Annotated in this window: 17 protein-coding genes and 1 tRNA gene; 7 read left to right on the top strand and 11 right to left on the bottom strand. The window is 71.8% G+C overall.

The genetic code is table 11. The features are described from left to right. The first annotated feature begins 40 nt into the window (after positions 1 to 40). From BH708_RS18820 to valS, 5 genes are all read left to right on the top strand, one after another. On the top strand, positions 41 to 835 hold the full coding sequence (locus tag BH708_RS18820) for an ABC-2 family transporter protein (RefSeq protein ID WP_157236054.1): 795 nt from the start codon (positions 41 to 43) through the stop codon (positions 833 to 835). Next, complete coding sequence (locus BH708_RS18815) at positions 828 to 1,697, top strand: ABC transporter permease (RefSeq protein WP_253705407.1); 870 nt, start codon at positions 828 to 830, stop codon at positions 1,695 to 1,697. Before BH708_RS18820 ends, BH708_RS18815 begins: the two co-directional genes overlap by 8 nt. Next, on the top strand, positions 1,694 to 2,743 hold the full coding sequence (locus BH708_RS18810) for an ATP-binding cassette domain-containing protein (RefSeq protein ID WP_083713809.1): 1,050 nt from the start codon (positions 1,694 to 1,696) through the stop codon (positions 2,741 to 2,743). The genes BH708_RS18815 and BH708_RS18810 overlap by 4 nt, the downstream gene beginning before the upstream one ends. A 161-nt stretch (positions 2,744 to 2,904) precedes the next feature. Further along, on the top strand, positions 2,905 to 3,963 hold the full coding sequence (locus tag BH708_RS18805; protein WP_076811614.1) for a lipoate protein ligase C-terminal domain-containing protein: 1,059 nt from the start codon (positions 2,905 to 2,907) through the stop codon (positions 3,961 to 3,963). Positions 3,964 to 4,100: 137 nt separating this feature from the next. Further along, complete coding sequence (valS, locus tag BH708_RS18800; protein WP_076810477.1) at positions 4,101 to 6,782, top strand: valine--tRNA ligase; 2,682 nt, start codon at positions 4,101 to 4,103, stop codon at positions 6,780 to 6,782. Between the two features lie 16 nt (positions 6,783 to 6,798). Here valS and BH708_RS18795 read toward each other — a convergent pair whose 3' ends face one another. Further along, a complete protein-coding gene (locus BH708_RS18795) occupies positions 6,799 to 8,082 on the bottom strand; it encodes a WXG100 family type VII secretion target (RefSeq protein WP_076810476.1) in 1,284 nt (427 codons plus the stop codon). A gap of 220 nt (positions 8,083 to 8,302) precedes the next feature. Here BH708_RS18795 and BH708_RS18790 point away from each other — a divergent pair, with 220 nt between their 5' ends. After that, on the top strand, positions 8,303 to 8,746 hold the full coding sequence (locus tag BH708_RS18790; RefSeq protein WP_253705406.1) for a hypothetical protein: 444 nt from the start codon (positions 8,303 to 8,305) through the stop codon (positions 8,744 to 8,746). A gap of 39 nt (positions 8,747 to 8,785) precedes the next feature. Here the strand turns inward: BH708_RS18790 and selB are convergent, their stop codons facing one another. The 3 genes from selB to BH708_RS18775 all read right to left on the bottom strand — a co-directional run bounded on the left by selB (position 8,786) and on the right by BH708_RS18775 (position 12,099). Continuing rightward, entirely contained in the window at positions 8,786 to 10,576 is a 1,791-nt protein-coding gene (gene selB / locus BH708_RS18785; RefSeq protein WP_076810474.1) for a selenocysteine-specific translation elongation factor, read from the bottom strand. Then, on the bottom strand, positions 10,573 to 11,907 hold the full coding sequence (selA, locus tag BH708_RS18780; RefSeq protein ID WP_076811612.1) for an L-seryl-tRNA(Sec) selenium transferase: 1,335 nt from the start codon (positions 11,905 to 11,907) through the stop codon (positions 10,573 to 10,575). The genes selB and selA overlap by 4 nt, the downstream gene beginning before the upstream one ends. Positions 11,908 to 12,004: 97 nt before the next feature. After that, a tRNA-Sec gene (locus BH708_RS18775) sits at positions 12,005 to 12,099 on the bottom strand. 59 nt (positions 12,100 to 12,158) lie between these two features. Here BH708_RS18775 and selD point away from each other — a divergent pair. After that, entirely contained in the window at positions 12,159 to 13,196 is a 1,038-nt protein-coding gene (selD, locus tag BH708_RS18770; RefSeq protein WP_076810473.1) for a selenide, water dikinase SelD, read from the top strand. Between the two features lie 70 nt (positions 13,197 to 13,266). Here selD and nrfD read toward each other — a convergent pair whose 3' ends face one another. The 7 genes from nrfD to BH708_RS18730 all read right to left on the bottom strand — a co-directional run bounded on the left by nrfD (position 13,267) and on the right by BH708_RS18730 (position 22,179). Then, positions 13,267 to 14,361 carry an NrfD/PsrC family molybdoenzyme membrane anchor subunit gene (gene nrfD / locus BH708_RS18765; protein ID WP_076810472.1) on the bottom strand — a complete coding sequence of 365 codons (1,095 nt, stop codon included), beginning with the start codon at positions 14,359 to 14,361 and terminating at the stop codon, positions 13,267 to 13,269. Positions 14,362 to 14,492: 131 nt separating this feature from the next. Next, a complete protein-coding gene (locus tag BH708_RS18760) occupies positions 14,493 to 15,524 on the bottom strand; it encodes a 4Fe-4S dicluster domain-containing protein (RefSeq protein ID WP_076810471.1) in 1,032 nt (343 codons plus the stop codon). Then, positions 15,524 to 18,883 carry a formate dehydrogenase gene (gene fdh / locus BH708_RS18755; RefSeq protein ID WP_253705405.1) on the bottom strand — a complete coding sequence of 1,120 codons (3,360 nt, stop codon included), beginning with the start codon at positions 18,881 to 18,883 and terminating at the stop codon, positions 15,524 to 15,526. Before fdh ends, BH708_RS18760 begins: the two co-directional genes overlap by 1 nt. Before the next feature lie 31 nt (positions 18,884 to 18,914). Then, positions 18,915 to 19,268 carry a chorismate mutase gene (locus tag BH708_RS18745; RefSeq protein ID WP_076810469.1) on the bottom strand — a complete coding sequence of 118 codons (354 nt, stop codon included), beginning with the start codon at positions 19,266 to 19,268 and terminating at the stop codon, positions 18,915 to 18,917. Beyond that, positions 19,268 to 20,608 carry an ATP-dependent Clp protease ATP-binding subunit ClpX gene (gene clpX / locus BH708_RS18740; RefSeq protein ID WP_076810468.1) on the bottom strand — a complete coding sequence of 447 codons (1,341 nt, stop codon included), beginning with the start codon at positions 20,606 to 20,608 and terminating at the stop codon, positions 19,268 to 19,270. The genes BH708_RS18745 and clpX overlap by 1 nt, the downstream gene beginning before the upstream one ends. A gap of 252 nt (positions 20,609 to 20,860) precedes the next feature. Next, entirely contained in the window at positions 20,861 to 21,562 is a 702-nt protein-coding gene (locus BH708_RS18735) for an ATP-dependent Clp protease proteolytic subunit (protein ID WP_076810467.1), read from the bottom strand. Positions 21,563 to 21,606: 44 nt separating this feature from the next. Next, on the bottom strand, positions 21,607 to 22,179 hold the full coding sequence (locus BH708_RS18730) for an ATP-dependent Clp protease proteolytic subunit (protein WP_076811610.1): 573 nt from the start codon (positions 22,177 to 22,179) through the stop codon (positions 21,607 to 21,609). Between the last annotated feature and the right edge of the window lie 411 nt (positions 22,180 to 22,590).

Raw genomic sequence — 22,590 nt, 5'->3', positions numbered from 1 at the left:
GACCTTGTGACAGGCTCCACACCTCGCTAGGATCGCGCGAGTGCCCACGTACTGGTCGATCGCCTCGGCGTCCTTCCGCCAGTACTCGACCTACCGGATGGCGACCGCCGCCGGGGTCTTCACCAACACCGTCTTCGGGCTCATCCGCGCCTCGATCCTGATCGCCGCGATCACGACGGCGGGCGGAGAGCTCAGCGGGTACACCGTCGCCCAGGCCGCGACCTACGTGTGGCTCGGACAGGCCCTGCTGGCGCCGGTCGAGGCCTTCGGCACCCGCGAGGTCTCCCAGCGGGTCCACCAGGGCGATGTGGCGGTCGACCTGCTGCGGCCCACCGCGTTCCTCGGCCTGTACTACGCGCAGAAGCTCGGCCGCTCCGCGTTCCTGCTGCTGGGGCGCGGCATCCCTCCCCTGCTGGTGGGCGCGCTGGTGACGGGGCTCGCGCTGCCGAAGGATCCCCTCTCCTACCTGCTGGGGGCCGTCTCGCTCCTGCTGGCGATCACGGTGGCGTTCCTGGCAGACATGATGGTCAACCTCGCGGCCTTCTGGCTGCTGGAGACGCGGGGGCTGACCGTCGTCTACAACGGCGTGATGAACCTGCTCTCGGGTTTCCTGATCCCGATCGTGTGGTTCCCGGACTGGCTGCTGACCATCGCCCGCGCCACCCCGTTCCCCTCGATGATCCAGACCCCGATCGACACCCTCTCCGGCCGCATCCCGCCCCTCGAGGCGCTCCCCCTGGTCCTGGTCCAGGGGGCGTGGCTGGCGGTGCTCGCCCTCGCGGCCCAGCTGATGCTGCGTTCGGGTGTGCGCAGCGTGGAGGTCCAAGGTGGCTGACCCGAGGCCCCGTCCCGCCCGCACGACGCGCCCACCGCGCCGCCGCGACCCGGATCGTCCGGTCTCGACGGCCCGCATAGTGGCGACCCTGTACGGCTCGCGGATCCGCTCCCAGGCGACTTTCCGCGCCAGCTTCCTCGCCGACCTCGCCGGTCAAGTGCTCATCGTCGGCACCGAGTTCCTCGAGCTGTGGGTGATCCTCTCGCAGGTCAGCACCCTGGGCGGGATGACGCTCCCCCAGGTCGCGGTGGTCTACGGCCTCGGCGCGCTGGCCTTCGGGATCGCCGACATGCTCTTCGGGGAGATCGACGGTCTCTCGAGCGCCATCAGGTCCGGGAAGCTCGAGTCCCTGCTGATCCGACCCGTGCCGGTGCTCCTGCAGATCTCCAGCCTGGACCTGTCGCTGCGCCGCATCGGCCGGATCCTCGTGGGGCTGGCGATGTTCGTGACCGCGCTGGGGATCGCCGGCTTCCAGCCCACCGTCGCCACGGTGGCGCTCGCGATCCTGGCCCCGCCGGCCGGTGCCCTGATCTTCGGCGCCCTGTTCACCCTGGCCGGCGCCCTGCAGTTCTGGCTCGTCGACGGCCGTGAGTTCGCCAACGCCTTCACCTACGGCGGCAACTATGTCGCCACCACCCCGGGCGCGGTGTTCGCCCTGCCGCTGCGCGCCTTCTTCACCTTCGTCGTCCCCGCGACGCTGATCGCCTACGCCCCCACTCTCGCGCTGCTGGACCTGCCCGGTCCCCTCCTGGTCCCCGCATGGGCCGGGTGGGCCGGGCTGCCCGCCGCGCTCCTCGCCTGGATCGTCGCCGGCACGGCCTGGCGCGCGGGAGTCCGTCGATACACAGGAGCCGGTGGATGACCACCCCCGAACCCCATCCCTCGACCGACGCCTCCGATCCCTGCGGCGGTCCCCCGACCGCAGCGCCCGACGAGCCGGCCGTCGAGCTGAGCTCTCTGCGCCGCGACTACGCGGTGCGCTCGAGGGTGGCCGGCTCGCGCCGGCGTCGGCGCCAGATCGTGCGCGCGGTCGACGACGTCTCGCTGACCATCGCCCGGGGCGAGTCGGTCGGCTTCGTCGGCGCCAACGGCGCCGGCAAGTCCACCACCATCAAGATGATGACGGGCATCCTGCGCCCGACGTCCGGGGGCCTGCGCGTGCTCGGCCGCGATCCGGTGCCCCAGCGGCGGCACCTCGCCCGCGAGATCGGCGTCGTGTTCGGCCAGCGCTCCCAGCTGTGGTGGGACCTGCCCCTGCGGGAGAGCTACACGATCCTCGCCGCGATGCACCGGCTCACCGACCGACAGCGCGAAGCACGGCTGGATCGCCTGGTCGAGGGCCTGGACCTCGGCGGCTTCCTGGGCCGCCCGGTGCGTCAGCTCTCGCTCGGCCAGCGGATGCGCGGCGAGGTGGCGGCCGCGCTCCTGCACTCCCCCGACCTGGTGGTGCTCGACGAGCCGACGATCGGGCTGGACATGGTCTCCAAGGAGGGGCTGCGGCGCTTCCTGCGCACCGACCGCGCCGAGCGCGGCACGACGTTGTTCCTGACCACGCACGACATGGGCGACGTGGAGCGGCTGTGCGAGCGGATCGTGGTCGTCAATGCCGGCACGGTCGCCTACGACGGGGCGCTGGACTCCTTCCGCGCGCATCTCGGCGCGCCCCGGGAGCTGGTCGTCGACCTCGCCGAGCCGGTCGCCGCCCTCGCCCTGCCGGGCTCGGCCGAGACGGCGGCGGTGGAGGCCGAGGGGATCCGCCACCGCATCCGCTTCTCGGGGGCGGAGCTGACGGTTCCCGCGCTGCTGTCGGCGATCGGCGCCCAGACCACGGTGCGGGACTTGGCGCTGACCGAACCCGCCGTCGAGGACCTGGTGCGGACGATCTACGCCCGCGGCGGGATCGGCTGACCACCGCTGGGCCACCCGGTTCCCGTCCCGCGCTGTCCGGCACTGCTCCTGGCACGTGGGGGCCGCTCTGCCCGGCCCGCGCTCGCGTCCGCGCGCTGCCGTCCGGGTGCGAGAGGATGCGAGAGGATGGGGTCATGGATGAGCGCGAGAACAGCACGACGATGCACGGCGAGTACAAGGTCCGCGGCGGCAAGCTGGTCTCGGTGGAGCTGACGACCGAGGACGGTCGGATCGCCACCGCCCACGTGTTCGGAGACTTCTTCCTCGAGCCCGACGACGCTCTCGAGGATCTGAACGCCGCCCTGGAGGGGATGCCCACCCAGGCCACGGCCGCGGAGCTCTCCGCCGCCGTCACGGCGCGGCTCGAGTCCCGGTCCGATCCCGTCGAGATGATCGGCTTCGACGAGGAGGCGATCGCGATCGCGACCCGACGCGCGCTCGGCCACGCCTCCAGCTGGGAGGACCTCACCTTCGACGTGATCCCGGCGGTCTCGCTGCCGCCGGTGATGCACGTCGCGCTGGACGAGGTGCTGCCCCACGAGGTGATCGCCGGCCGGCGCCGTCCCCATTTCCGGATCTGGGACTGGGACTCCCCGCTCGTGGTGATCGGCTCCTACCAGTCGCTGAGCAATGAGATCGACGCCGACGGGGCGCGGAAGCACGGCATCGGCGTGGTGCGGCGCATCACCGGCGGCGGCGCCATGTTCATGGAGCAGGGCAACTGCATCACCTACTCCCTGGTGGTGCCCACCTCGCTGGTCGAGGGGCTCAGCTTCGAGCAGGCCTACGCCTACCTCGACGACTGGGTGATGGGGGCGCTCGCGGAGATCGGGGTGAAGGCCCATTACGTGCCGCTGAACGACATCGCCTCCGAGCAGGGCAAGATCGGTGGTGCCGCCCAGCGTCGCTTCGCCGGAGGCGTGCTGCTGCACCACGTGACGATGAGCTACGACATCGACGCCGACAAGATGGCCGAGGTGCTGAGGATCGGCAGGGAGAAGCTCTCGGACAAGGGCACCCGCAGCGCGAACAAGCGCGTGGACCCGATGCGCTCGCAGACGGGCCTGGCCCGCGAGCAGATCATCGAGGGGTTCCTGGACTTCTTCCGCGCCCGTTACGACACCGTCGACTCGACGTACACCGAGGACGAGCTGGCGAAGGCCCGGGACCTGGTGACCACGAAGTTCGCCACCGAGGAATGGACCACCCGGGTGCCGTGAGCCGCGCCGGGCGACGGAGCTCTCGCCGCACGCGGCACCAGAACTCTCGGGCCGATGAGGCCTCCGGAGCCTCGCGAGGGCGCTCACACTGCTGACGCCTGCGTTGCACCGAGGCGCAGACCTGGAACAATGGCCCCATGACCGATACCGCACCGCGCCCTGACACTGGTCCTGCCCTCCCCGATCGACCCTCCCTGGAGGGTCTCGAGGAGAAGTGGGACGGGGTATGGAGCGAGCAGCAGCTCTACGCCTTCGACCAGGACACCACCCGTGACCAGGTGTTCAGCGTCGACACCCCGCCGCCGACGGCGTCCGGATCGCTGCACATCGGCCACGTGTTCGGCTACTCGCAGGCGGACATGATCGTGCGCTACCAGCGCATGCGCGGCAAGAACGTGTTCTACCCGCTGGGCTGGGACGACAACGGCCTGCCCACCGAGCGTCGCGCCCAGAACTACTACGGGGTGCGCTGCGACCCGAGCCTGCCCTACGATCCGGACTTCACGCCCCCGCAGGAGGGCGGCTCGAACAAGTCCTCCAAGGCCGCGAACCAGCTGCCGGTCTCGCGCCGCAACTTCATCGAGCTGTGCGAGCGGCTCACCACCCTGGACGAGAAGTCCTTCGAAGAGGTCTTCCGCACCCTGGGACTGTCGGTGGACTGGAACCACAGCTACCAGACGATCGACGCCGCCTCCCGCGCGACCTCCCAGCGCGCCTTCCTCGAGAACCTCGAGCAGGGTCAGGCGTACCAGGCGGAGGCACCCACGATGTGGGACGTCACCTACCGCACCGCGGTGGCGCAGGCCGAGCAGGAGGACCGCGAGCGCGACGGCGCCTACCACCGCATCGGTTTCACCAGGATCGACGGCACCGGGGAGACGGTGTTCATCGAGACCACCCGCCCCGAGCTTCTGCCGGCCTGCGTGGCCCTGGTGGCCCATCCCGAGGACGAGCGCTACCAGGAGCTGTTCGGCTCCACCGTGACCTCTCCCCTGTTCGGCGTCGAGGTGCCCGTCATGGCGCACCCCCTCGCCCAGATGGACAAGGGCGCCGGCATCGCGATGATCTGCACCTTCGGCGACGCGAACGACGTGACGTGGTGGCGCGAGCTCGAGTTGCCCACCCGCTCCGTGGTGGGTCGCGACGGCCGCTTCCTGCCCGAGACTCCGTGGATCACCACCGCCGACGGCCGGGCCTCCTACTCCGAGCTGGTGGGGCTGACGGTGTTCAGCGCCCAGAAGCGCGTGGTGGAGATGCTCACCGCCTCCGGGGACCTGGTCGGCGAGCCGGAGAAGATCTCCCACCCGGTGAAGTTCTACGAGAACGGCGACAAGCCGCTGGAGTTCGTCACCTCCCGCCAGTGGTACCTCACCAACGGCGGGCGCGACACCTCCGAAGGAGGCCTGCGCGATGAGCTCATCGCCCGCGGGTCCGAGCTGACCTGGCACCCCGCGTACATGGAATCCCGCTACCGCAACTGGGTCGAGGGCCTCACCGGCGACTGGCTGATCTCCCGCCAGCGCTTCTACGGCGTGCCGTTCCCCCTCTGGTATGCGGTCGGTGCCGATGGCGAGACCGATTACGACACGGTGCTCACCCCGCCCGTCGAGTCGCTGCCGATCGACCCCACGATCGACGTGCCCGCCGGGTACGAGGAGTCGCAGCGGAACCGCCCCGGCGGCTTCGTCGCCGACCCGGACATCCTCGACACCTGGGCGACCTCCTCGCTGAGCCCGCAGCTCGCGGGCGGCTGGAACGCCGACGCGGCCTCCGACGGGCTCTTCTCCACGGTGTATCCGATGGATCTGCGCCCCCAGGGGCACGACATCATCCGCACCTGGCTGTTCTCCACGATCGTGCGCTCCCATCTGCAGCAGGATTCGCTGCCGTGGAAGCACGCCTCGATCAACGGCTGGATCCTGGACCCGGACCGCAAGAAGATGTCCAAGTCCAAGGGCAACGTGGTCACCCCCATCGGTCTGCTGCACCAGCACGGCTCCGACGGGGTGCGCTACTGGGCGGGCCGGGCGCGCCAGGGCGTGGACACGGCCTTCGACGAGGGGCAGATGAAGATCGGCCGACGCCTGGCGATCAAGATCCTCAACGCCTCCAAGTTCGCCCTCGGCTTCGGCACCGCCCCGGCGGACCCCAGCGGACGCCTGGCCGCGGACCCGTCGGCCGTCACCGATCCGCTGGATCGCGCTCTGCTGGCGAATCTCGCCCGGGTCGTCGACCAGGCCACGGCCGCCTTCGAGGAGATGGACTATGCCCGCAGCCTCGAGGTCGCCGAGCCCTTCTTCTGGGCCTTCTGCGACGACTACATCGAGCTGGTCAAGGAGCGTGCCCACGGCAACGGACCCGCGGGGGACGCCGGGGCGGCGTCGGCCCGAGCGGCGCTGGCGATCACCCTCGAGGTGCTGCTGCGCCTGTTCGCCCCCGTGATCGTCTTCGCCACCGAGGAGGTCTGGTCGTGGTGGCGCGGCGGCAGCGTGCACACCCAGGCCTGGCCCGTCGCGGAGCCCCTGCGCGAGGCCGCTGCCGGGCAGGACGAGTCGCTGCTGGATTCCGTCGCCCGCGCCGCGGTCTCGGTGCGGCGCATCAAGTCCGATGCGAAGGTCTCCCAGAAGACCCCGATCCTCCAGGTGAAGCTGGTGGCGCCGCAGACGTCCCTGGGGCATCTCGAGGCCGCCTCCGCGGACCTCACGGCGCTGGGCCGGATCGAGCGGTTCGAGCTCGTGGCCGGAGAGGGCGAGGACATCCTCGCCGAGGACGTCGAGCTGGGCGAGCCGCCGGTCAAGCAGCCGCGGAACCAGGGCTGAGCGAGCGGCCCGGGGCTCAGAACGGCCACTTGTCCTCGACGAAGTCGCTGGCACCCTCGAAGGCGCCCTGGGCGTCGCCGATGGCGTCGTCGAGGTTGTAATCTCCGGGCGTGATGTCGTTGACGATCTCGTTGGGGTGGATCGAGACGGCGAGGTCCGCATCGATGCCGACGGCGGCGGCGACGTCGCCGCCGACGGCCAGGCCGACCTCGTCGGTCGAGACGGTCCCGCCGTAGCTCCCGCCGATGCCGGCGCCCGCCTCGACGCCGAAGGAGCCCGAGGAGCTGAACCAGCCGCCCGGCGAGGTCGAGGAGAAGTCCGCATCGGCCTTGGCGCCCGCGAACGCTCCGGCGTCGGCCCCGAAGGTGAAGCCGTTGACGTCGCCCTCGTCGTTGCGCGTCAGATGGGCATAGGAGTTCACGTGGGCCTCGGCCCCGGCGTACCCGGTGACGCCGATCGTGTTGCTGGACCCGAAGGGGCCGTTCAAGGTGCCGTGGATGTCGCCGTAGGCGCCGGCGCCGGCCGAGGCGCCCATGCTCGCCCCGTCCGGACCCGTCGTGATCCCCGCCTCGGCGTACGCCTCCGCGCCGAGGCGGCCGTCGGTCTGGTACGACATCCCGCCGGGCAGGTTCAGCTGCTCGTCGAATCCGATCTCGGCCCCGGCGCGGGCCCCTGCGGTCCGGGTGGTGTTGCCGAACTCATCGGTCGTGGTGCTGGTGCCGGCGCTCGCGCGCGTGTTCGCGTACCCGTCGAAGTAGCCGCGCTCGTTGTCGATCTCGCGGCCGTCCCAGTGCGATCCGCCCGCGTCATTCCCCCCGACCGGGCGGGCGTTCGAGGCGGCATTGCCGACGCCATATCCGGGGTCGCCGTAGAAGCCCGGGCCTCCTCCCCCGGGGTCACCGGTTCCCAGAGCGTTGCCCAGCACCCCGAGGAGCCCCGGCCCCAGCGGAGCACCGGGGAACGCCGGCAGCGGCATCAACGGGCCGAAGGGCCCGCCGGGCAGCCGGCCGGAGACGACGTCGAAGAAGCCGCCGTCGCGGGAGGTCTCGTCCTGCTGCTCCGCGTGCTGCTCGAGCTGACGCGCCCGCTCGCGCACGTCCTCGCTGCGGGCCAGCAGCTCCTGCCGCACGGCGCCGTGCCAGCGCTCCCGGAATGCATCTGCGTCCGGGCCCTCCCAGCTCGCGCTGTCGATCGCGGACTGCGCACTCGCGACGAGGTCCTCGAGCCTCTGTGCCCCCTGTGTGCAGGCCGCGCCGTGCTGCCGCATCTGCTCGGTGTCCCCACCGTAGAATTCGGCCACGACCGCTCCCCTCGTGCTGTCCTCCGCTGACCCTGACGTGGGAGCGAGCCTACGACGATCGCTCCGTCCCGCCCATGGGGAGTACTCCCCATAGGGTGGATCCCGCAGCACCGCCGGGCGGGCTCCTCGGAGCACCACGGCCCACCCGGCACGGCCCACCACACCCCACCATCCCTCGGAGGCGCACATGCCACGGACGATCCGCGGCGCAGGATCGCGCGTGAATCTCGTCATCGGACCCCTGGTCATGCTGATCGGCATCGGCGCGGGGATCACCGCGATCGTGCTGACCATCGTGCTGGGTGCCGCGGGCTTCCTCGCCCTGTTCATCCCGGCCGCGCTCGCCCTCGCCGGCGGAGCCTTCGTGCTGCGCGGCGCGCGGCGCTCCCGCCTGCAGATCGATGCCGACGGATTCACCTGGTGCGGGTTCCTCGGGGCCGAGCGGTCCGTGCGCTGGGAGCAGCTCCATCAGCTGCTGCCGCCCCCGTCGGGCACGTCCCGCACCGTGGCGATCGCGGAGCTCCGCGACCGGTCCCGGATCGAGGTGCGGGCGCTCTGGGAGTCCCCGACCTCCCCGGGATCGCTGCTCGGCGACGCGGACCACTCCACGGCACAGAACGCGCTCCTGGCGGCGCACCGGGAGTGGTTGTCCGGGCGGCGCTGACCGCCGGCCGATCCGCCGGGAGGCGCCGGCCACCGGGGCTCAGCGCACGACCTCGCGGTGGCCCCGGTCCGGGCGGCGGGTCCAGCCGCGGGCATCCAGGTGCTCCAGCAGCGGGACCGCGATGCGCCGCGTGGTGCCCAGTGCCTGCCGGGCCTGGCTGGTGGTGAACGGCTGCGGCAGCGCGGCGAGCTCGCGCATGGCCAGTGCCGGCGCGGTGGGCAGCAGGATCACCTCCCCGGGCAGACGCAGCAATCGCCGCAGCCGGGCGGCCGCGGCGAGCTCGCGCGGTCCCAGGCCCAGCACGACCAGCTCGTCGGCCTCCGGGGCGACGAAGGGATGCTCGCCCAGGCGCTGTTCGAGCCGACGCACCGCGGGCTCGGCCGGGCCCAGGGAGTCGGCGTCGGTCGTCGCGCGGATGCGCCCTGTCACCTGGTGCAGGCCGGCGGCGGCGAGGACGGGGGCCAGCAGGTCCGGGTCGGGCAGCTCCAGGGCGTCGGCCGCCGCCTTGCGCGGCAGTCCCGGGGACAGCGCGTCGGCGTCACGGTCCGCGGCGACGAGCTCTCGCAGCCGTACGGACCAGGACTGCAGCGCGGGGGCGTCCACCAGCCAGCGCCCGTGCCGGGCCAGCGTGTCCGGGAGCTGCTCGGGCACGGCGATCCCGGCGCGGACCAGGGTGTCCTCCCGCATCGCGCCGCGGCGCGCCACCTCAGCGGCGGCGTCTCCCTGGGCCGGCATCGACGCGAGGGTCCGGGCTCGGCGCCGGCCTTCCCCGCGGCGGTCGAGGTGGGGCGGGTCGAGGTCGAGCACGACCGCGCCCCCGCGTACGGCGCGGGAGCTGGTGGCGCGCAGGACCAGGCGGTCCCCGACCGTCAGCGGGAGCGGCCGGTCGAGGGTGAGGCGCGCATGGTCCGCTCCCAGCGGCCGCAGCCGGGCCGCGACGGTCGCGGTGCCGAGGTGGACCATCAGCTGTGCCGGGGAGTTCTCGAAGCCGTCACCGCTCACGCGGCGCACGTCCAGCACGGCAGTGTGCATCCATGTCCCGGGGGTGAGCAGGGCGTCGCCGCGTCCGATGTTCTCGGCGGCCACCCCGCGCAGATTCACCGCCGCCCGCGTGACCGGGACGAGCCGGTCGGTCTGTCCGCCGAGGTGCTGAAGACCGCGGACGGTGAGCACACCCCCGCGTCGGGCCCCGGCCAGCTCGAGCCGGTCCCCCTGCGCGAGGGTCCCGGCCGGGAGCGTGCCGGTGACCACGGTGCCGGCGCCGGAGATCGGGAAGGAACGATCCACCCACAGCCGTATCCGCTGTGTCGCCGACGGCGCCGGAGCGCTGCGCACGACCTCGTCGAGCCGGTCCCGCAGCTGGTCCAGCCCGTCCCCGGTCACCGAGGAGACGGCGACGGCGGGGGCATCGGCGAGCCCGGTCCCGGCCAGCTCGGCGCGGGACCGGGCGAGAGCGGTCTCCACCCGGTCCGGGGCCAGGTCGGTGCGGGTGATGACGATCAGCCCCTGGTCGATGCCGAGCGCCTCGAGAGCGTCGCGGTGGTCGCCGGACTGGGCGCTCCAGCCCTCGTCGGCCGCGATCACGAAGCACACGATCGGGGCAGGTCCGAGACCAGCCAGCATGGTGCCCAGGAATCGCTCGTGCCCGGGAACGTCGACGAAGGACACCTCCGTGCCCGAGGGCAGGGTCATCCCGGCGAAGCCGAGCTCGATGGTCAGCCCCCGCTGCTTCTCCTCGCGCAGACGGTCCGGGTCGGTGCCGGTCAGGGCGCGGATCAGCGTCGACTTGCCGTGGTCGACGTGCCCGGCGGTCGCGACCACCTGCCTCATCGGGGCGGCTCCGCGGTCCTGCCCCGGGCCCGCGCCGCCTCGACGGCCGCGATCACCAGGTCGTCCTGATCCTCGGGGATGCAGCGCAGGTCCAGCAGGCAGGTGTCCTCCCGCACGGTCGCCACGACCGCGGGTCTGCCGGTGCGCAGGGGCCCGGCGAGCTCGGGCTCGAGGGCGACCGCCCAGCCGGGCAGCGGCACCTCGGCCCCTTCCCCGCCGCCGACGCGGCCGTCGTGGGCGACGAGCCGCCCGCCCGTCCGTCCGGCGAGGGCGGCGGTGCGCTCGCGCAGCCGGCCCTCGTCGGTGCGCAGGGCCGCGAGCACCGGCGGGGTGGGGCCCGTCAACGTCGCTTCGAGGGCGGCCAGGGTGAGTTTGTCGGCGCGGACCGCCCGCGCCAGCGGATGACGGGCCAGGCGTGCGATGACCTCGGCCGTCCCGAGCAGGATGCCGGCTTGGGGCCCGCCGAGGAGCTTGTCCCCGCTGGCGAGGACGAGGTCCGCGCCGTCACGCAGGGCGGTGGCGGCGTCGGGCTCGGCGGGCAGGAGCGGTTCGGGGGCGAGCAGGCCGCTGCCGAGGTCGGCGACCAGAGGGACACCCGCGGCGCGGCAGGGGCCGGCGATATCGGGCAGGGGGACCTCGCTGGTGAAGCCGATGACGCGGTAGTTGCTGGTGTGGATCCGCAGCACGCAGCCGGTGTCGGGTCCGAGGGCCTGTTCGTAGTCGGCCAGGTGGGTGCGGTTGGTGGTGCCGACCTCGTGAAGCGCCGCGCCGGTGGAGGTGATGAGGTCGGGCAATCGGAATCCGGCCCCGATCTCGATCATCTCCCCCCGGCTGAGCACCACGTCGCCGGACCCGACCAGGGCGGTGGTCGCGAGCAGCAGGGCGGCGGCGCCGTTGGTGACCACGAGCGCTTCCTCGGCCGCGGGGCAGGCGGCCAGCAGGGCGGCCCGGGCCCCTGCGCCGCGACGGGATCGTGCCCCGGTGGCGAGGTCGAACTCGACGTCGGTGTACCCGGCGGCGTCCTGGACCGCTTCCCGGGCGGTCTCGGACAGCGGCGCACGGCCGAGGTTGGTGTGCACGATGACCCCGGTGGCGTTCAGCACCGGGCGCAGCGAGGAGGCGGCGCCGTCGCCGAGCGCGGCGAGGACCTCGTCGAGCACCTGCTCGGGAGCGATCTGTCCGCCCCGGGCGCGGTCCTGGGCAGCCCGGACGAGGTCGCGCACCACGCGAGCGCTCATGGTCGCGCTCGCTCGCGCGATCTCAGGGTGGGCGAGCAGGGAGTCCGTGCGCGGGATGCGCCGCCGAGGGTCCTCCGTCGCCGGCCTGGGCAGCGGACCCGCAGGGCGTCCCGGCGCCTCACGGCCCCCCGGGGCCCGGCGGCTCCCCGGATCCTGGGTCACGGTGAACCTCCTCGGCGCGGCATGGCGTTGGCGGAGGCGGACGGGAATCGAACCCGCCAGACCGAGATGCTCGGTCTCACCGGTTTTGAAGACCGGGGCGCCCACCAGGACACGTACGCCTCCGCCCACAAGGTACCACCGTCCCACCTGCACATTCCTAGCCTGCTGAGTAGGCTCCGGGCATGAGCGACTCTCCGGTCTCCGAATCCCCGATCATCCCGGTGCCGACGACCCCGGCGGTTCCCGCGGTCCGCCTGACGACGATGGCCCACGGCGGCGGCTGCGCCTCCAAGATCCCGCCGGGCGAGCTCGAGGAGGTGGTCGGCGCCCTCGCCGGCCCACAGCACGAACAGGTGATCGTGGGGCTGGACGACGGGGACGACGCCGCCGCGGTGCGGATCGCGGGCGGCACCGCCGTGCTGTCGACCGCCGACTTCTTCACCCCCGTGGTGGATGACGCCTACGACTGGGGGCGCATCGCCGCCGCCAACGCGCTCTCCGACATCTACGCGATGGGCGGGGACCCGGTGGTGGCGATCAATCTGGTGGGCTGGCCGCGCGGCGTGCTGCCGCTGGAGCTGCTGCGCGAGGTCCTCGCCGGCGGGCTCGCGATCGCCCAGGAGGCGGGCGTGCCCGTGATCGGCGGTCACTCCGTGGACGACCCGGAACCGAAGTACGGCATGGCCGTCACGGGCACCGCCGACCCGGACCGCCTGCTGCGCAACGATGCCGCGCGGCCCGGCCTGCCGCTGACGCTGACCAAACCGCTCGGCGTCGGGCTGCTGAACAACCGGATGACGTCCACCGCCGAGGTCTCCGCGGCCGCCGTCGAGACCATGACCACCCTGAACCGGGAGGCGGCCCGGGCCGCCCTGGACGCCGGGGCCCGGGCCGCGACCGACGTGACGGGCTTCGGACTGCTGGGCCATCTGCACAAGATGACGCGGGCCTCCGGGGTCGGAGCGGTCGTGGACCGCTCCGCGGTGCCGCTGATCGACGGGGCCGCCGAGGCGCTGCGGGACGGCTACGTCTCCGGCGGCACCCGACGGAACCTCGACTGGGTCCGCGACCACCTGCAGGCAGGGCCCGGCATCACCGAGGACGACCTGCTGCTGCTGGCCGATGCGCAGACCTCCGGCGGGCTGCTGGTCGTCGGCGAGGTCCCCGGTCACCCGATCATCGGCGAGATCGTCGGGGGCTCGGGGCTCGAGGTGCGCTGACCCTGCCCCGTCGGTCGGCAGCCGGGCCGTGGCCGCGCAGGGTGCTCACCGCAGGCAGTGCCCGCCGCGCTCAGTATCCGCGGTTCTCCGGGACATCGGGCGCGCCCGTGTCCGGGGAGCCGGACTCGGCGGCCTCGGGCCGTGCGGGGCCAGGCCCGGTCTGCCCGGGGTCCGCCGTCTCGTGGCCCGCGGGGCGCGGGGCGGTGGTGATCGAGTCATCGGTGATACCGGCTGCGCGGCGCTGAGCGAGCCGCTCCCGCTGCGGCTCGATGACGCGGCGAGGGTCCTTGACCGATTCCAGACCGGCCTCGAGCACGCCGAAGCGGGTGAGCGCCGAGGCGCCGACCAGCGCGAGCCCGCTGACGACCGCGATCCCGCGACGGCGTCCGCCCAGCAGCGCTCCCAGACCGCCCGCGAGCGCGAGGCCCTCGGCCAGCCGGAGTTTCCGCCCCGCGCCGCCCGTCTCGAGCGGTTCGGATTCCAAGGGGTGCATCTGCCTCTTCATGCTGCGCATCCCGATCACGTCCCCCGCGGCGCCGAGCACGGCCACGATCCGAGCCGGCCCGGACTCCTGCGTGGAGGTCGTCACCAGAGCGGCCCCGCCGGCGGCGATGCTCGCCGAGGACACGAAGACGTACGCCAATCCCCTGCGGGAGGCCGCCCAGGTGGGGACGGCGGTGTCGCCGAGCAGCACGGCCGTGTAGGCGGCCAGCGGCGCGCCGAGCACCGCCGCTGTCGCTCCCCCGGCGCCCTCGGCCGCACGCAGGGGGCGTCGAAGACGGCCCAGCGGCAAGCGCTCGCCGGTCATCCGATCCAGCTCACCGGCCACGGCGAACCCGGCGGATGTGCCGAAAGCCGTCAGCAACCAGGTCCCCACGCTCATCGGCGACGTCGGTTTGACCACGCGCAGCATGTGCAGGAAGCGCTCCGGGCGCCCGAGGTCGAGGACCAGCGCCGGCAGGCCGACGCCGACCGCCCCGAGTGCGGTCAGCCGTGCATTGCGTCTCAGGCGGGGCAGACCGGTGAGGTCTCCGCCGGCGCCGAGCAGGGCGGAACCGCCCGCGAGACCGCCGACGAAGAGGTACAGGCCGATCGGCCACTCCCACGGCGGTGCCTTGACCACGGGGCGCCCGTAGTAGGAGCTGAACTCGATGTCCTCGACCATGGGCGTCTCGCGCGAGCCGTCGCCTCCGCCGGACGATCCGGACTGCCGACGGGGTCTGCCGTCACCTCGACGCTTCCGCCGCGGCGGTTCCGGCGGGCGGTACGCGTCGTACTCGGAATGCGCCGCGTGCGTCACCGACGCCCTCCGAGGAAGGCGAGAGCGGTCGCGGTGATCATCCCGAGGGCGGCGACCCCGGCCGTGCGGTACATCTGCGGCAGCGCCTTCGTGGGCACCTGCGGGTCGGGCGGCAGCCCGTAGACCTCGGGCTCGTCGAGCAGCAGGAACACCGATCCGATGCCGCCCACGCCGTCGTTCGCGTTGGCGCCGTAGAGACGCGCTTCGGTCATGCCCTGCGTGTGCAGCTGCTGGACCCGGTCCTCGGCGGACTCGACCATGTCCTCGTGGTCGCCGAACTTGATCGAGGTGGTCGGGCAGGTCTGCGCGCAGGCGGGCGTCTCGCCGTCGACCAGCCGGTCGTGGCAGAGGGTGCACTTGTGGGCCGTCCCGAGCTCGGGGACCTCCTCCGGCTCCTCGCGGGAGGACCGCGGGGAGATGGTGCCGTCGTCACGGCGCTCGATCACGCCGAACGGGCATCCGCCCACACAGGTCCCGCACCCGTTGCAGATGTCCTGCTGCACGACGACGCTGCCGAACTCCGTGCGGTACAGCGCTCCGGTCGGGCACACGTCCAGGCACCCGGCATTGGTGCAGTGCTTGCAGACGTCCGAGGACATCAGCCAGCGGAACTCGGGGGTGTCCGGCGGCGTGGTGTCCTCGCCGCTGAGGTCGTCCCCGGGCCGGCCGCCGGGGGTTGACGACGCACCGGGCCGCGGGCCGCCGGGGCGGGGGCCCACGGTGGGCATGCCCAGGTCGACGAGACGTCGGCCCGAGTCCCGGGCCTCCTCGATGCGCTCGGAGTCCTGCTCCACGAAGGCCACGTGACGCCAGGTGTTCGCGCCCAGCCCCCCGGTGTTGTCGAAGGAGGACCCGAGCAGCTCCAGATCCCCGTCGGCAGGATTGCGGTTCCACTCCTTGCACGCGACCTCGCAGGCCTTGCATCCGATGCAGATCGAGGTGTCGGTGAAGAAACCCTTGCGCGGATGCTCGTGCTCGGTCTCGGCACCGGTCCCCCGACGTCCTGCGGACTCGATCGTCGATCCCATCAGTGCTCCTCTCGCGTGGTGCGCTCGGCCTCGGGTGCCTCGTCATCGTCCTGGCCCGGGGTGTTCCCGGCCCGCGCATCCTCGGGAAGAACGGCGGGGGCGATCGCCTCGTCGCCCGTCGTCGGACCGATCCCCGCCCGACGCTGGAAGTCTGCCACCAGATCGCGCAGCGCCGGTCCGCGCGGACGACGGCCGGGGCGCAGCGCGCAGGCGACGACCTTGGAGTTCTGGATCTGCGTGTTGGCGTCGAGGTTCATCCCGACGAGGTCGTTGACCGCGTCCCCCGAGACCACCGCCTCGCTGCCCTGCGCCCAGTGGTACGGGATCCCGATCTGGTGCACCGTGCGCCCGCCCGCCCGCAGCGGGGACATGCGGCGGGTGATCAGCACGCGGGCCTCGATCGCCGACCGGGCGGAGATCACGGTCGCCCAGCCGTACGGTTCCAGCCCGACCTCGGCCGCGAGCTCCGGGGAGACCTCGCAGAACAGTTCCGGCTGCAGTTCGGCGAGATACGGCAGGAAACGGCTCATCCCCCCGGCGGTGTGATGCTCCGTGAGGCGGTAGGTGGTGAACACGTACGGATACACCTCGCCCTCGGCCGCCGTCGCGGTGATGCCCGGGGCGTTCATGTTGTCGCGGTCCGCGATCGTCCTCTGCGTGGGGTTCGCCTGCTGGGCGTACAACGGGTTGGGGATCGGTGACTCGACCGCCTCGTAGTGCGTGGGCAACGGGCCGTCCACCATGCCCGAGGGCGCGAACAGCCAGCCCCGCCCGTCGGCCTGCATGACGAACGCATCGTTGCCGGCGAGGGCGGCGGCACCGCCCTTCTCGGCATCCCCCCTGTCGTGGGGATGCTTGTCCGGGGGGAAGTCGGGAACGTCCTTCCCGGTCCACTGCTCGGCGTCCTCGTCCCACCAGACATATCTCTTGCGTTCGCTCCAGGGCCTGCCGTCGGCGTCGGCGGAGGCGCGGTTGTAAAGGATCCGACGGTTGGCGGGCCACGCCCATGCCCATTCGGCCGCCGTGCTGTCCTGTTCACTGCCGGGTTTGCGACGGGCAGCCTGGTTGACCCCGCCCGCGTAGACGCCGGCGTAGATCCAGCAGCCGCCGGCGGTGGTGCCGTCGGCCGTCATCTCCGTGTAGGAGGACAGGGGCGTGCCATCCTTCTCCCCGCCGACGTGATAGCCGTTGATCTCCTTGAGCACCGCCTCCGGGTCCGGTTCGCCGTGCTCGTCGGTCGGGTAGTCCCAGGTGAGGTCCAGCAGCGGGCGGTCCCGCGGATCCTGCGAGTCCTTCAGCCGCTCCCGGACGCGCCGACCGAGCTCGTGCATGAACGACAGCTCGCTCGTGCAGTCACCGGGCGGGGTGACGGCCCGCTCCCGCCACTGCACCAGGCGCTGCGTCTGGGTGAACGACCCGGCCTTCTCCGTATGGTTCGCGGCGGGCAGGAAGAACATCTCGGTGGCGATGTCCTCGGTCCTCAGCTCTCCCGATTCGATCTCCGGCCCCTCCTTCCACCACGTGGCCGATTCGATCATGGAGAAGTCACGCACGACCATCCATTTCAGATGCGACATCCCCAGGCGCTGCAGGCGACCGTTGGCGGAGCCCACGGCGGGGTTCTGTCCCAGCAGGAAGTACCCGTCGACGCCGTCCTCGAGCATCCGCATCGTGGTCTGGTACGTACCGTGGGCGCCGGTCAGGCGCGGCAGGTTGTCGAACGCCCAGTCGTTCTCCGCGGTCGCCGCATCGCCCCACCACGCTTTGAGCAGGTTCACCGCGTACGACTCGGAGTCCGCCCAGAAGCCCTTCTGGGTCTTCGTGCCGATCGAGTCGACGTAATCCCGGAACGCATCATGCGCTCCGACCTTGGGCATCGGCAGGTACCCCGGCAGGAGGTTGAACAAGGTCGGGATGTCGGTCGAGCCCTGGATCGTGGCGTGGCCCCGCAGCGCCATGATCCCGCCGCCCGGGCGGCCCATGTTCCCCAGCAGCAGCTGCAGCACTCCGGCGGCCCGGATGAACTGCGCGCCGCCGACGTGCTGGGTCCAGCCCACGGCGTAGGCGAAGCAGGTGGTGCGCTCCGGACCGGAGTTCTCCGTCACCGACCGGGCCAGGTACTCGAAGTCGGCGCGCGAGATGCCGCACGCCTCCTCGACCATCTCCGCGGTGTACCGGGCGTAGTGGCGCTTCAGGATCTGGAAGATGCACTGGGGATCCTGCAGGCTCTCGTCCCGGACAGGCACGCCGCGTCCCAGCTGGGGGCCGCCGGAGCCGTGCGATTCGCCGTGGGACTCGCCGTGCGTCGTCGGAGTGCCCGTCGCCCGGCTCTCGCCCTCCTCGGACGCATCCGCGTACTGCCACGAGGAGGTGTCGTAGGTGCCCGTGGCGGGGTCGAACCCCGAGAAGAGCCCGTCGAGGTCCTCGGCATCGGCGTAGTCCTCCTCGAGGATCGAGGAGGCATTGGTGAACGCCTTGACGTAGTCCTCGAACCAGAGGTCATGAGCGAGCACGTAGTTGATCAGGGCGCCGAGGAGCACGATGTCCGTGCCCGCCCGGATCGGCAGGTGCTTGTCGACGTTCGCGCTGGTGCGCGAGAACCGCGGGTCGACGTGGATGACCCGGGCTCCGCGCGACCGCGCCTCCATGACCCACTGATAGCCCACCGGATGGGCCTCCGCCATGTTGGAGCCCTGGATGACGATGCAATCGGCATGGGCCATGTCCTGCAGGTGCTGCGTGGCCCCACCGCGTCCGAACGAGGTCCCCAGACCGGGGACCGTGGCGGAGTGTCAAATGCGCGCCTGGTTCTCCATCTGGATGGCTCCCGCCGCGGTGAAGAGCTTCTTGGCGAGGTAGTTCTCCTCGTTGTCGATGGTCGCGCCGCCGAGCGATGCGATTCCCATCGCCCGCCGCAGCGGGCGGCCCTCCTCGTCCTCCTCCTCCCAGTGACGGCGTCGCGCTTCGAGGAAGCGGTCGGCGATCATGTCCAGGGCGGTGTCGAGGTCGAGGTCCTGCCAGTCCGTGGCGTACGGGGGGCGGTAGCGGACCGTCGTGACGCGGCGCGAGGAATTGACCAGCTGCTCGCTCGCGGCCCCCTTGGGGCAGAGCCGACCTCGCGAGATCGGAGAGTCAGGATCGCCCTCGATCTGGATGACGCGGTTGTCCTTGGCGTAGACCTTCTGCCCGCAGCCGACGGCGCAGTACGGGCAGACGCTCTGGACGACGGTGTCCGCCTCGCGCGTGCGGGGAGCGATGTTCCGAGTCGCCCGCGAGGTGACCGCGCTGCCCCGGCCGGACGGGTCCGCGCCGCGCAGCTGCCGGATCACCGGCCACTCGAGGAACTGGAATCCTGCCATGTGATCCAGGTTACCAGCCCACCGCCGTGGTTCAGGACCCGGCGGCCCCCTCCTCGCGGATCCGCTCGTGGTGGCGGATCACCTCGGTGACGATGAAGCGCATGAACGCCTCGGCGAAGACGGGGTCGAGGCCCGCGGTGTCCGCCAGGGAGCGCAGATGCTCGATCTGCTCCTGCTCGCGGGTGGGATCGGCGGGCGGCAGGCCGTGGGTGGCCTTCAAGACGCCGACGCGCTGGGTGTGGGCGAAGCGCTCGGCAAGCAGGTGGACGAGCGCGGCGTCGATGTTGTCGATGCTGCGACGCTCCTGGGCCAGCAGCTCGCGGGCCCGTGCGGCATCGCCGCGGTCATGCCTGCCGCGGTCGTCCTCCGCGCGGTCGGGCGCCATCAGGCGGACCGGTCCTGACGGGAGGGCTCGACCTCGCGGTCGCCGTCCTTGCCGGTGACCATCAGCGGGGCACGACCCTCGGTGATGACGCCCTCGGTGATGACCACCTTGACGACGTCGCTGCGGGAGGGGACGTCGAACATGACCTCCTGCAGCGAATCCTCCAGGATCGCCCGCAGGCCGCGCGCCCCGGTGCCGCGCTCGATCGCGCGCTCGGCGACCGCCTCCAGGGCGCTGCGTTCGAAGTCGAGCTCCACCCCGTCCAGGGCGAACATCTTCTGGAACTGCTTGACCAGCGCGTTGCGCGGTTCGGTGAGGATCCGGATGAGGGCCTCGCGGTCCAGGTTCGACACGCTCGTGATGACCGGCAGGCGACCGATGAACTCCGGGATCAGGCCGAACTTCAACAGGTCCTCGGGCAGCAGCTTGGCGTAGATCGCCTCCTGCTCGAGCGGCGTGTGCAGCTCGGCGCCGAAGCCGATGCCCCGCTTGCCGATCCGGGAGCCGATGATGTCCTCGATGCCCGCGAAGGCGCCCGCCACGATGAACAGCACGTTCGTGGTGTCGATCTGGATGAATTCCTGATGGGGGTGCTTCCGCCCACCCTGCGGGGGCACCGCGGCGACAGTTCCCTCGATGATCTTCAGCAGCGCCTGCTGCACGCCTTCGCCGGAGACGTCGCGGGTGATCGAGGGGTTCTCCGACTTGCGACCGATCTTGTCGACCTCGTCGATGTAGATGATCCCGCGTTCGGCCTTCTTGACGTCGTAGTCGGCGGCCTGCAGCAGCTTGAGCAGGATGTTCTCGACGTCCTCGCCGACGTAGCCGGCCTCGGTCAGGGCAGTGGCGTCGGCCATCGCGAAGGGGACGTCGAGCATGCGCGCGAGAGTCTGGGCGAGGTACGTCTTGCCGCAGCCGGTGGGGCCGACCATCATGACGTTCGACTTCGCGACCTCGATCTCGTCGCGGTCGCCGTCCGTCTCCTCCGCCAGGGTCTCGGCGGCGCTCTTTGCCGACGCGGGCGCATCCTCACCCTCCTGCGCCCGCACGCGCTTGTAGTGGTTGTAGACCGCGACCGCGAGGGCCCGCTTGGCAGGCTCCTGACCCACGACGTAGTCGCCGAGGAAGGTGTGGATCTCCTGCGGGGTGGGCAGCGGGGCGTGCTCCTCGGCGGCGGGCTGCGCGGCCTGGATCTCCTCGGCGATGATCTCGTTGCACAGCTCGATGCACTCTTCGCAGATGTACACCCCGGGGCCCGAGATCAGACGTTCGACCTGCTTCTGCGACTTCCCGCAGAAGGAGCATTTGAACACGTCGGCCCCATCGCTCGTGCGCGCCATCTCCGTGTCCTTTCGTCGGGCCACCATCAGTGCGTTCGTCGTCCGCCCCGGGCTGTCGACCCGGGAGCCGCGGACCGTTCCACGGTACCGTGCCCGCACCGCCCGCCGCGGGAGGCGGGCCCTGCTGGGCGCCGCCGAGTCAGCCGAGCCGCATCGCACGACCCCCCGTCCCGCGCACAGCGGGGCGAGGGGCCGCCGGGGCAGCTGCGGTAGCCGCGCACCGGGGAGCATTCCTCCGGCTGCGGCGCGCCCTCACGAGGAGATCGGCCGCCGCGGCGCCTTGCGCGACTCCAGCACCTGGTCGACCAGCCCGTACTCGAGCGCGCTGGCCGCGGTGAGGATCTTGTCGCGCTCGATGTCGGTGCTGACCTGCTCCGGGGTGCGACCGGTGTGCTCGGCGAGGGTGGTCTCGAGCCACTCCCGCATGCGCATGATCTCATTGGCCTGGATCTCCAGGTCGGAGGCCTGACCGCCGCCGCCCTCGCCGCCCATGGCCGGCTGGTGGATCAGGATCCGGGCGTTCGGCAGCGCCAGGCGCTTGCCCGGGGAGCCGGCGGCCAGCAGCACCGCGGCGGCCGAGGCCGCCTGGCCGAGGCAGACCGTGGTGATCTCCGGCTTGATGTACTGCATGGTGTCGTAGATGGCGGTCAGCGCCGTGAAGGAGCCGCCGGGGCTGTTGATGTACAGCGTGATGTCACGGTCGGGGTCCTGGGACTCCAGGACCAGCAGCTGGGCCATCACGTCGTCGGCGGAGGCATCGTCCACCTGCACGCCGAGGAAGATGATGCGGTCCTCGAACAGCTTGGTGTACGGGTCCTGGCGCTTCATGCCGTACGCGGTGCGCTCCTCGTACTGCGGGAGCACGTAGCGGGACGTCGGAAGCGGGGCCGTCGGGGCCATCCGGCCGGCCTGGGCGGTCGGCAGGGCGCCGATGGTGCGGGGATCGAAAGTCACGGGGTCTCCTTGCTCGAAACGGGTCGGGGGTGCGTCCGGGGCGGTCAGTCGGTGCCGCCGCCGCCGGTGACGTCCGCCGCTCCGGTGACGATCTTGTCGATGAAGCCGTACTCGAGGGCCTCGGGCGCCGTGAACCAGCGGTCCCGGTCCGAGTCCTCGGTGATCTGCTCGACGCTCTTGTCGGTCTGCTCGGCGATCAGCTCGGCGAGCTGGCGCTTCATGGACAGGATGAGGTCGGCCTGGATCTTGATGTCGGTGGCGGTGCCGCCGAGACCGCCGAGCGGCTGGTGCATCAGCACCCGCGTGTGCGCGGTGGCGTAGCGCTTGCCCTTGGTGCCGGAGGAGAGCAGGAACTGGCCCATCGATGCGGCCATGCCCATGCCGATCGTGACGACGTCCGGCTGGACGTACTGCATCGTGTCGTAGATGGCCATGCCCGCGGTGATGGAGCCGCCGGGGCTGTTGATGTAGAGGTAGATGTCCTTCTCGGGGTCCTCGGCGGCCAGCAGCAGGATCTTGGCACAGATCGCGTTGGCGTTCTCGTCGCGGACCTCGGAGCCGAGCCACACGATGCGATCGCGCAGCAGGCGCTGGTAGACGCTGTCGTCCAATCCCATCGGGGCGTCGCCGACCGCAGCGCGGGGCGAGGGGGGCTGGATGCTCTGAGAGGTCACAAGGTCTCCTAGGTAGCGGTATCCGTCGATGCGTCGACTCTATTGCCTGCGCCGGAAGCTGCGGTGCACTGTTCGCCGCAGGCGCATCGCCGAGGGCGCATCGCAGAGGGTGCACGGGCGGGGGCGCGTCACCGAGCGTGCATCGCGGAGGTCTCCGCCCGTCCACCGCGGCCTGGGCGCCCACCTTCCCGTGTGTCTTCCCACCCTCGGCAGCGTCAAGCTCGGCCGGGTTCTGGTCACGTGGACCCGTGATCGAGCAAAAACCCCGTCAAGTTCCGTGCCGACCTCTTCCAAGCCTCGCGACCTGGCGCCGAAGCCCTCCTACGGTGTTTCCCATCGCCCCGACGACGATCG

Source organism: Brachybacterium sp. P6-10-X1 (genome assembly GCF_001969445.1).
In the GTDB taxonomy this organism is placed as follows: Bacteria; Actinomycetota; Actinomycetes; order Actinomycetales; family Dermabacteraceae; genus Brachybacterium.
This window is presented reverse-complemented; position numbering and strand designations above follow the sequence as displayed.

Excerpts from the sequence above, each read along its gene's own strand:
- BH708_RS18810 (WP_083713809.1), top strand. The coding sequence starts at position 1,694 with ATGACCACCCCCGAACCCCATCCCTCGACCGACGCCTCCGATCCCTGC.
- BH708_RS18805 (WP_076811614.1), top strand. The coding sequence starts at position 2,905 with ATGCACGGCGAGTACAAGGTCCGCGGCGGCAAGCTGGTCTCGGTGGAG.
- valS (WP_076810477.1), top strand. The coding sequence starts at position 4,101 with ATGACCGATACCGCACCGCGCCCTGACACTGGTCCTGCCCTCCCCGAT.
- selB (WP_076810474.1), bottom strand. The coding sequence starts at position 10,576 with ATGAGGCAGGTGGTCGCGACCGCCGGGCACGTCGACCACGGCAAGTCG.
- selD (WP_076810473.1), top strand. The coding sequence starts at position 12,159 with ATGAGCGACTCTCCGGTCTCCGAATCCCCGATCATCCCGGTGCCGACG.
- nrfD (WP_076810472.1), bottom strand. The coding sequence starts at position 14,361 with ATGGTCGAGGACATCGAGTTCAGCTCCTACTACGGGCGCCCCGTGGTC.
- BH708_RS18760 (WP_076810471.1), bottom strand. The coding sequence starts at position 15,524 with ATGGGATCGACGATCGAGTCCGCAGGACGTCGGGGGACCGGTGCCGAG.
- BH708_RS18745 (WP_076810469.1), bottom strand. The coding sequence starts at position 19,268 with ATGGCGCCCGACCGCGCGGAGGACGACCGCGGCAGGCATGACCGCGGC.
- clpX (WP_076810468.1), bottom strand. The coding sequence starts at position 20,608 with ATGGCGCGCACGAGCGATGGGGCCGACGTGTTCAAATGCTCCTTCTGC.
- BH708_RS18730 (WP_076811610.1), bottom strand. The coding sequence starts at position 22,179 with ATGGGATTGGACGACAGCGTCTACCAGCGCCTGCTGCGCGATCGCATC.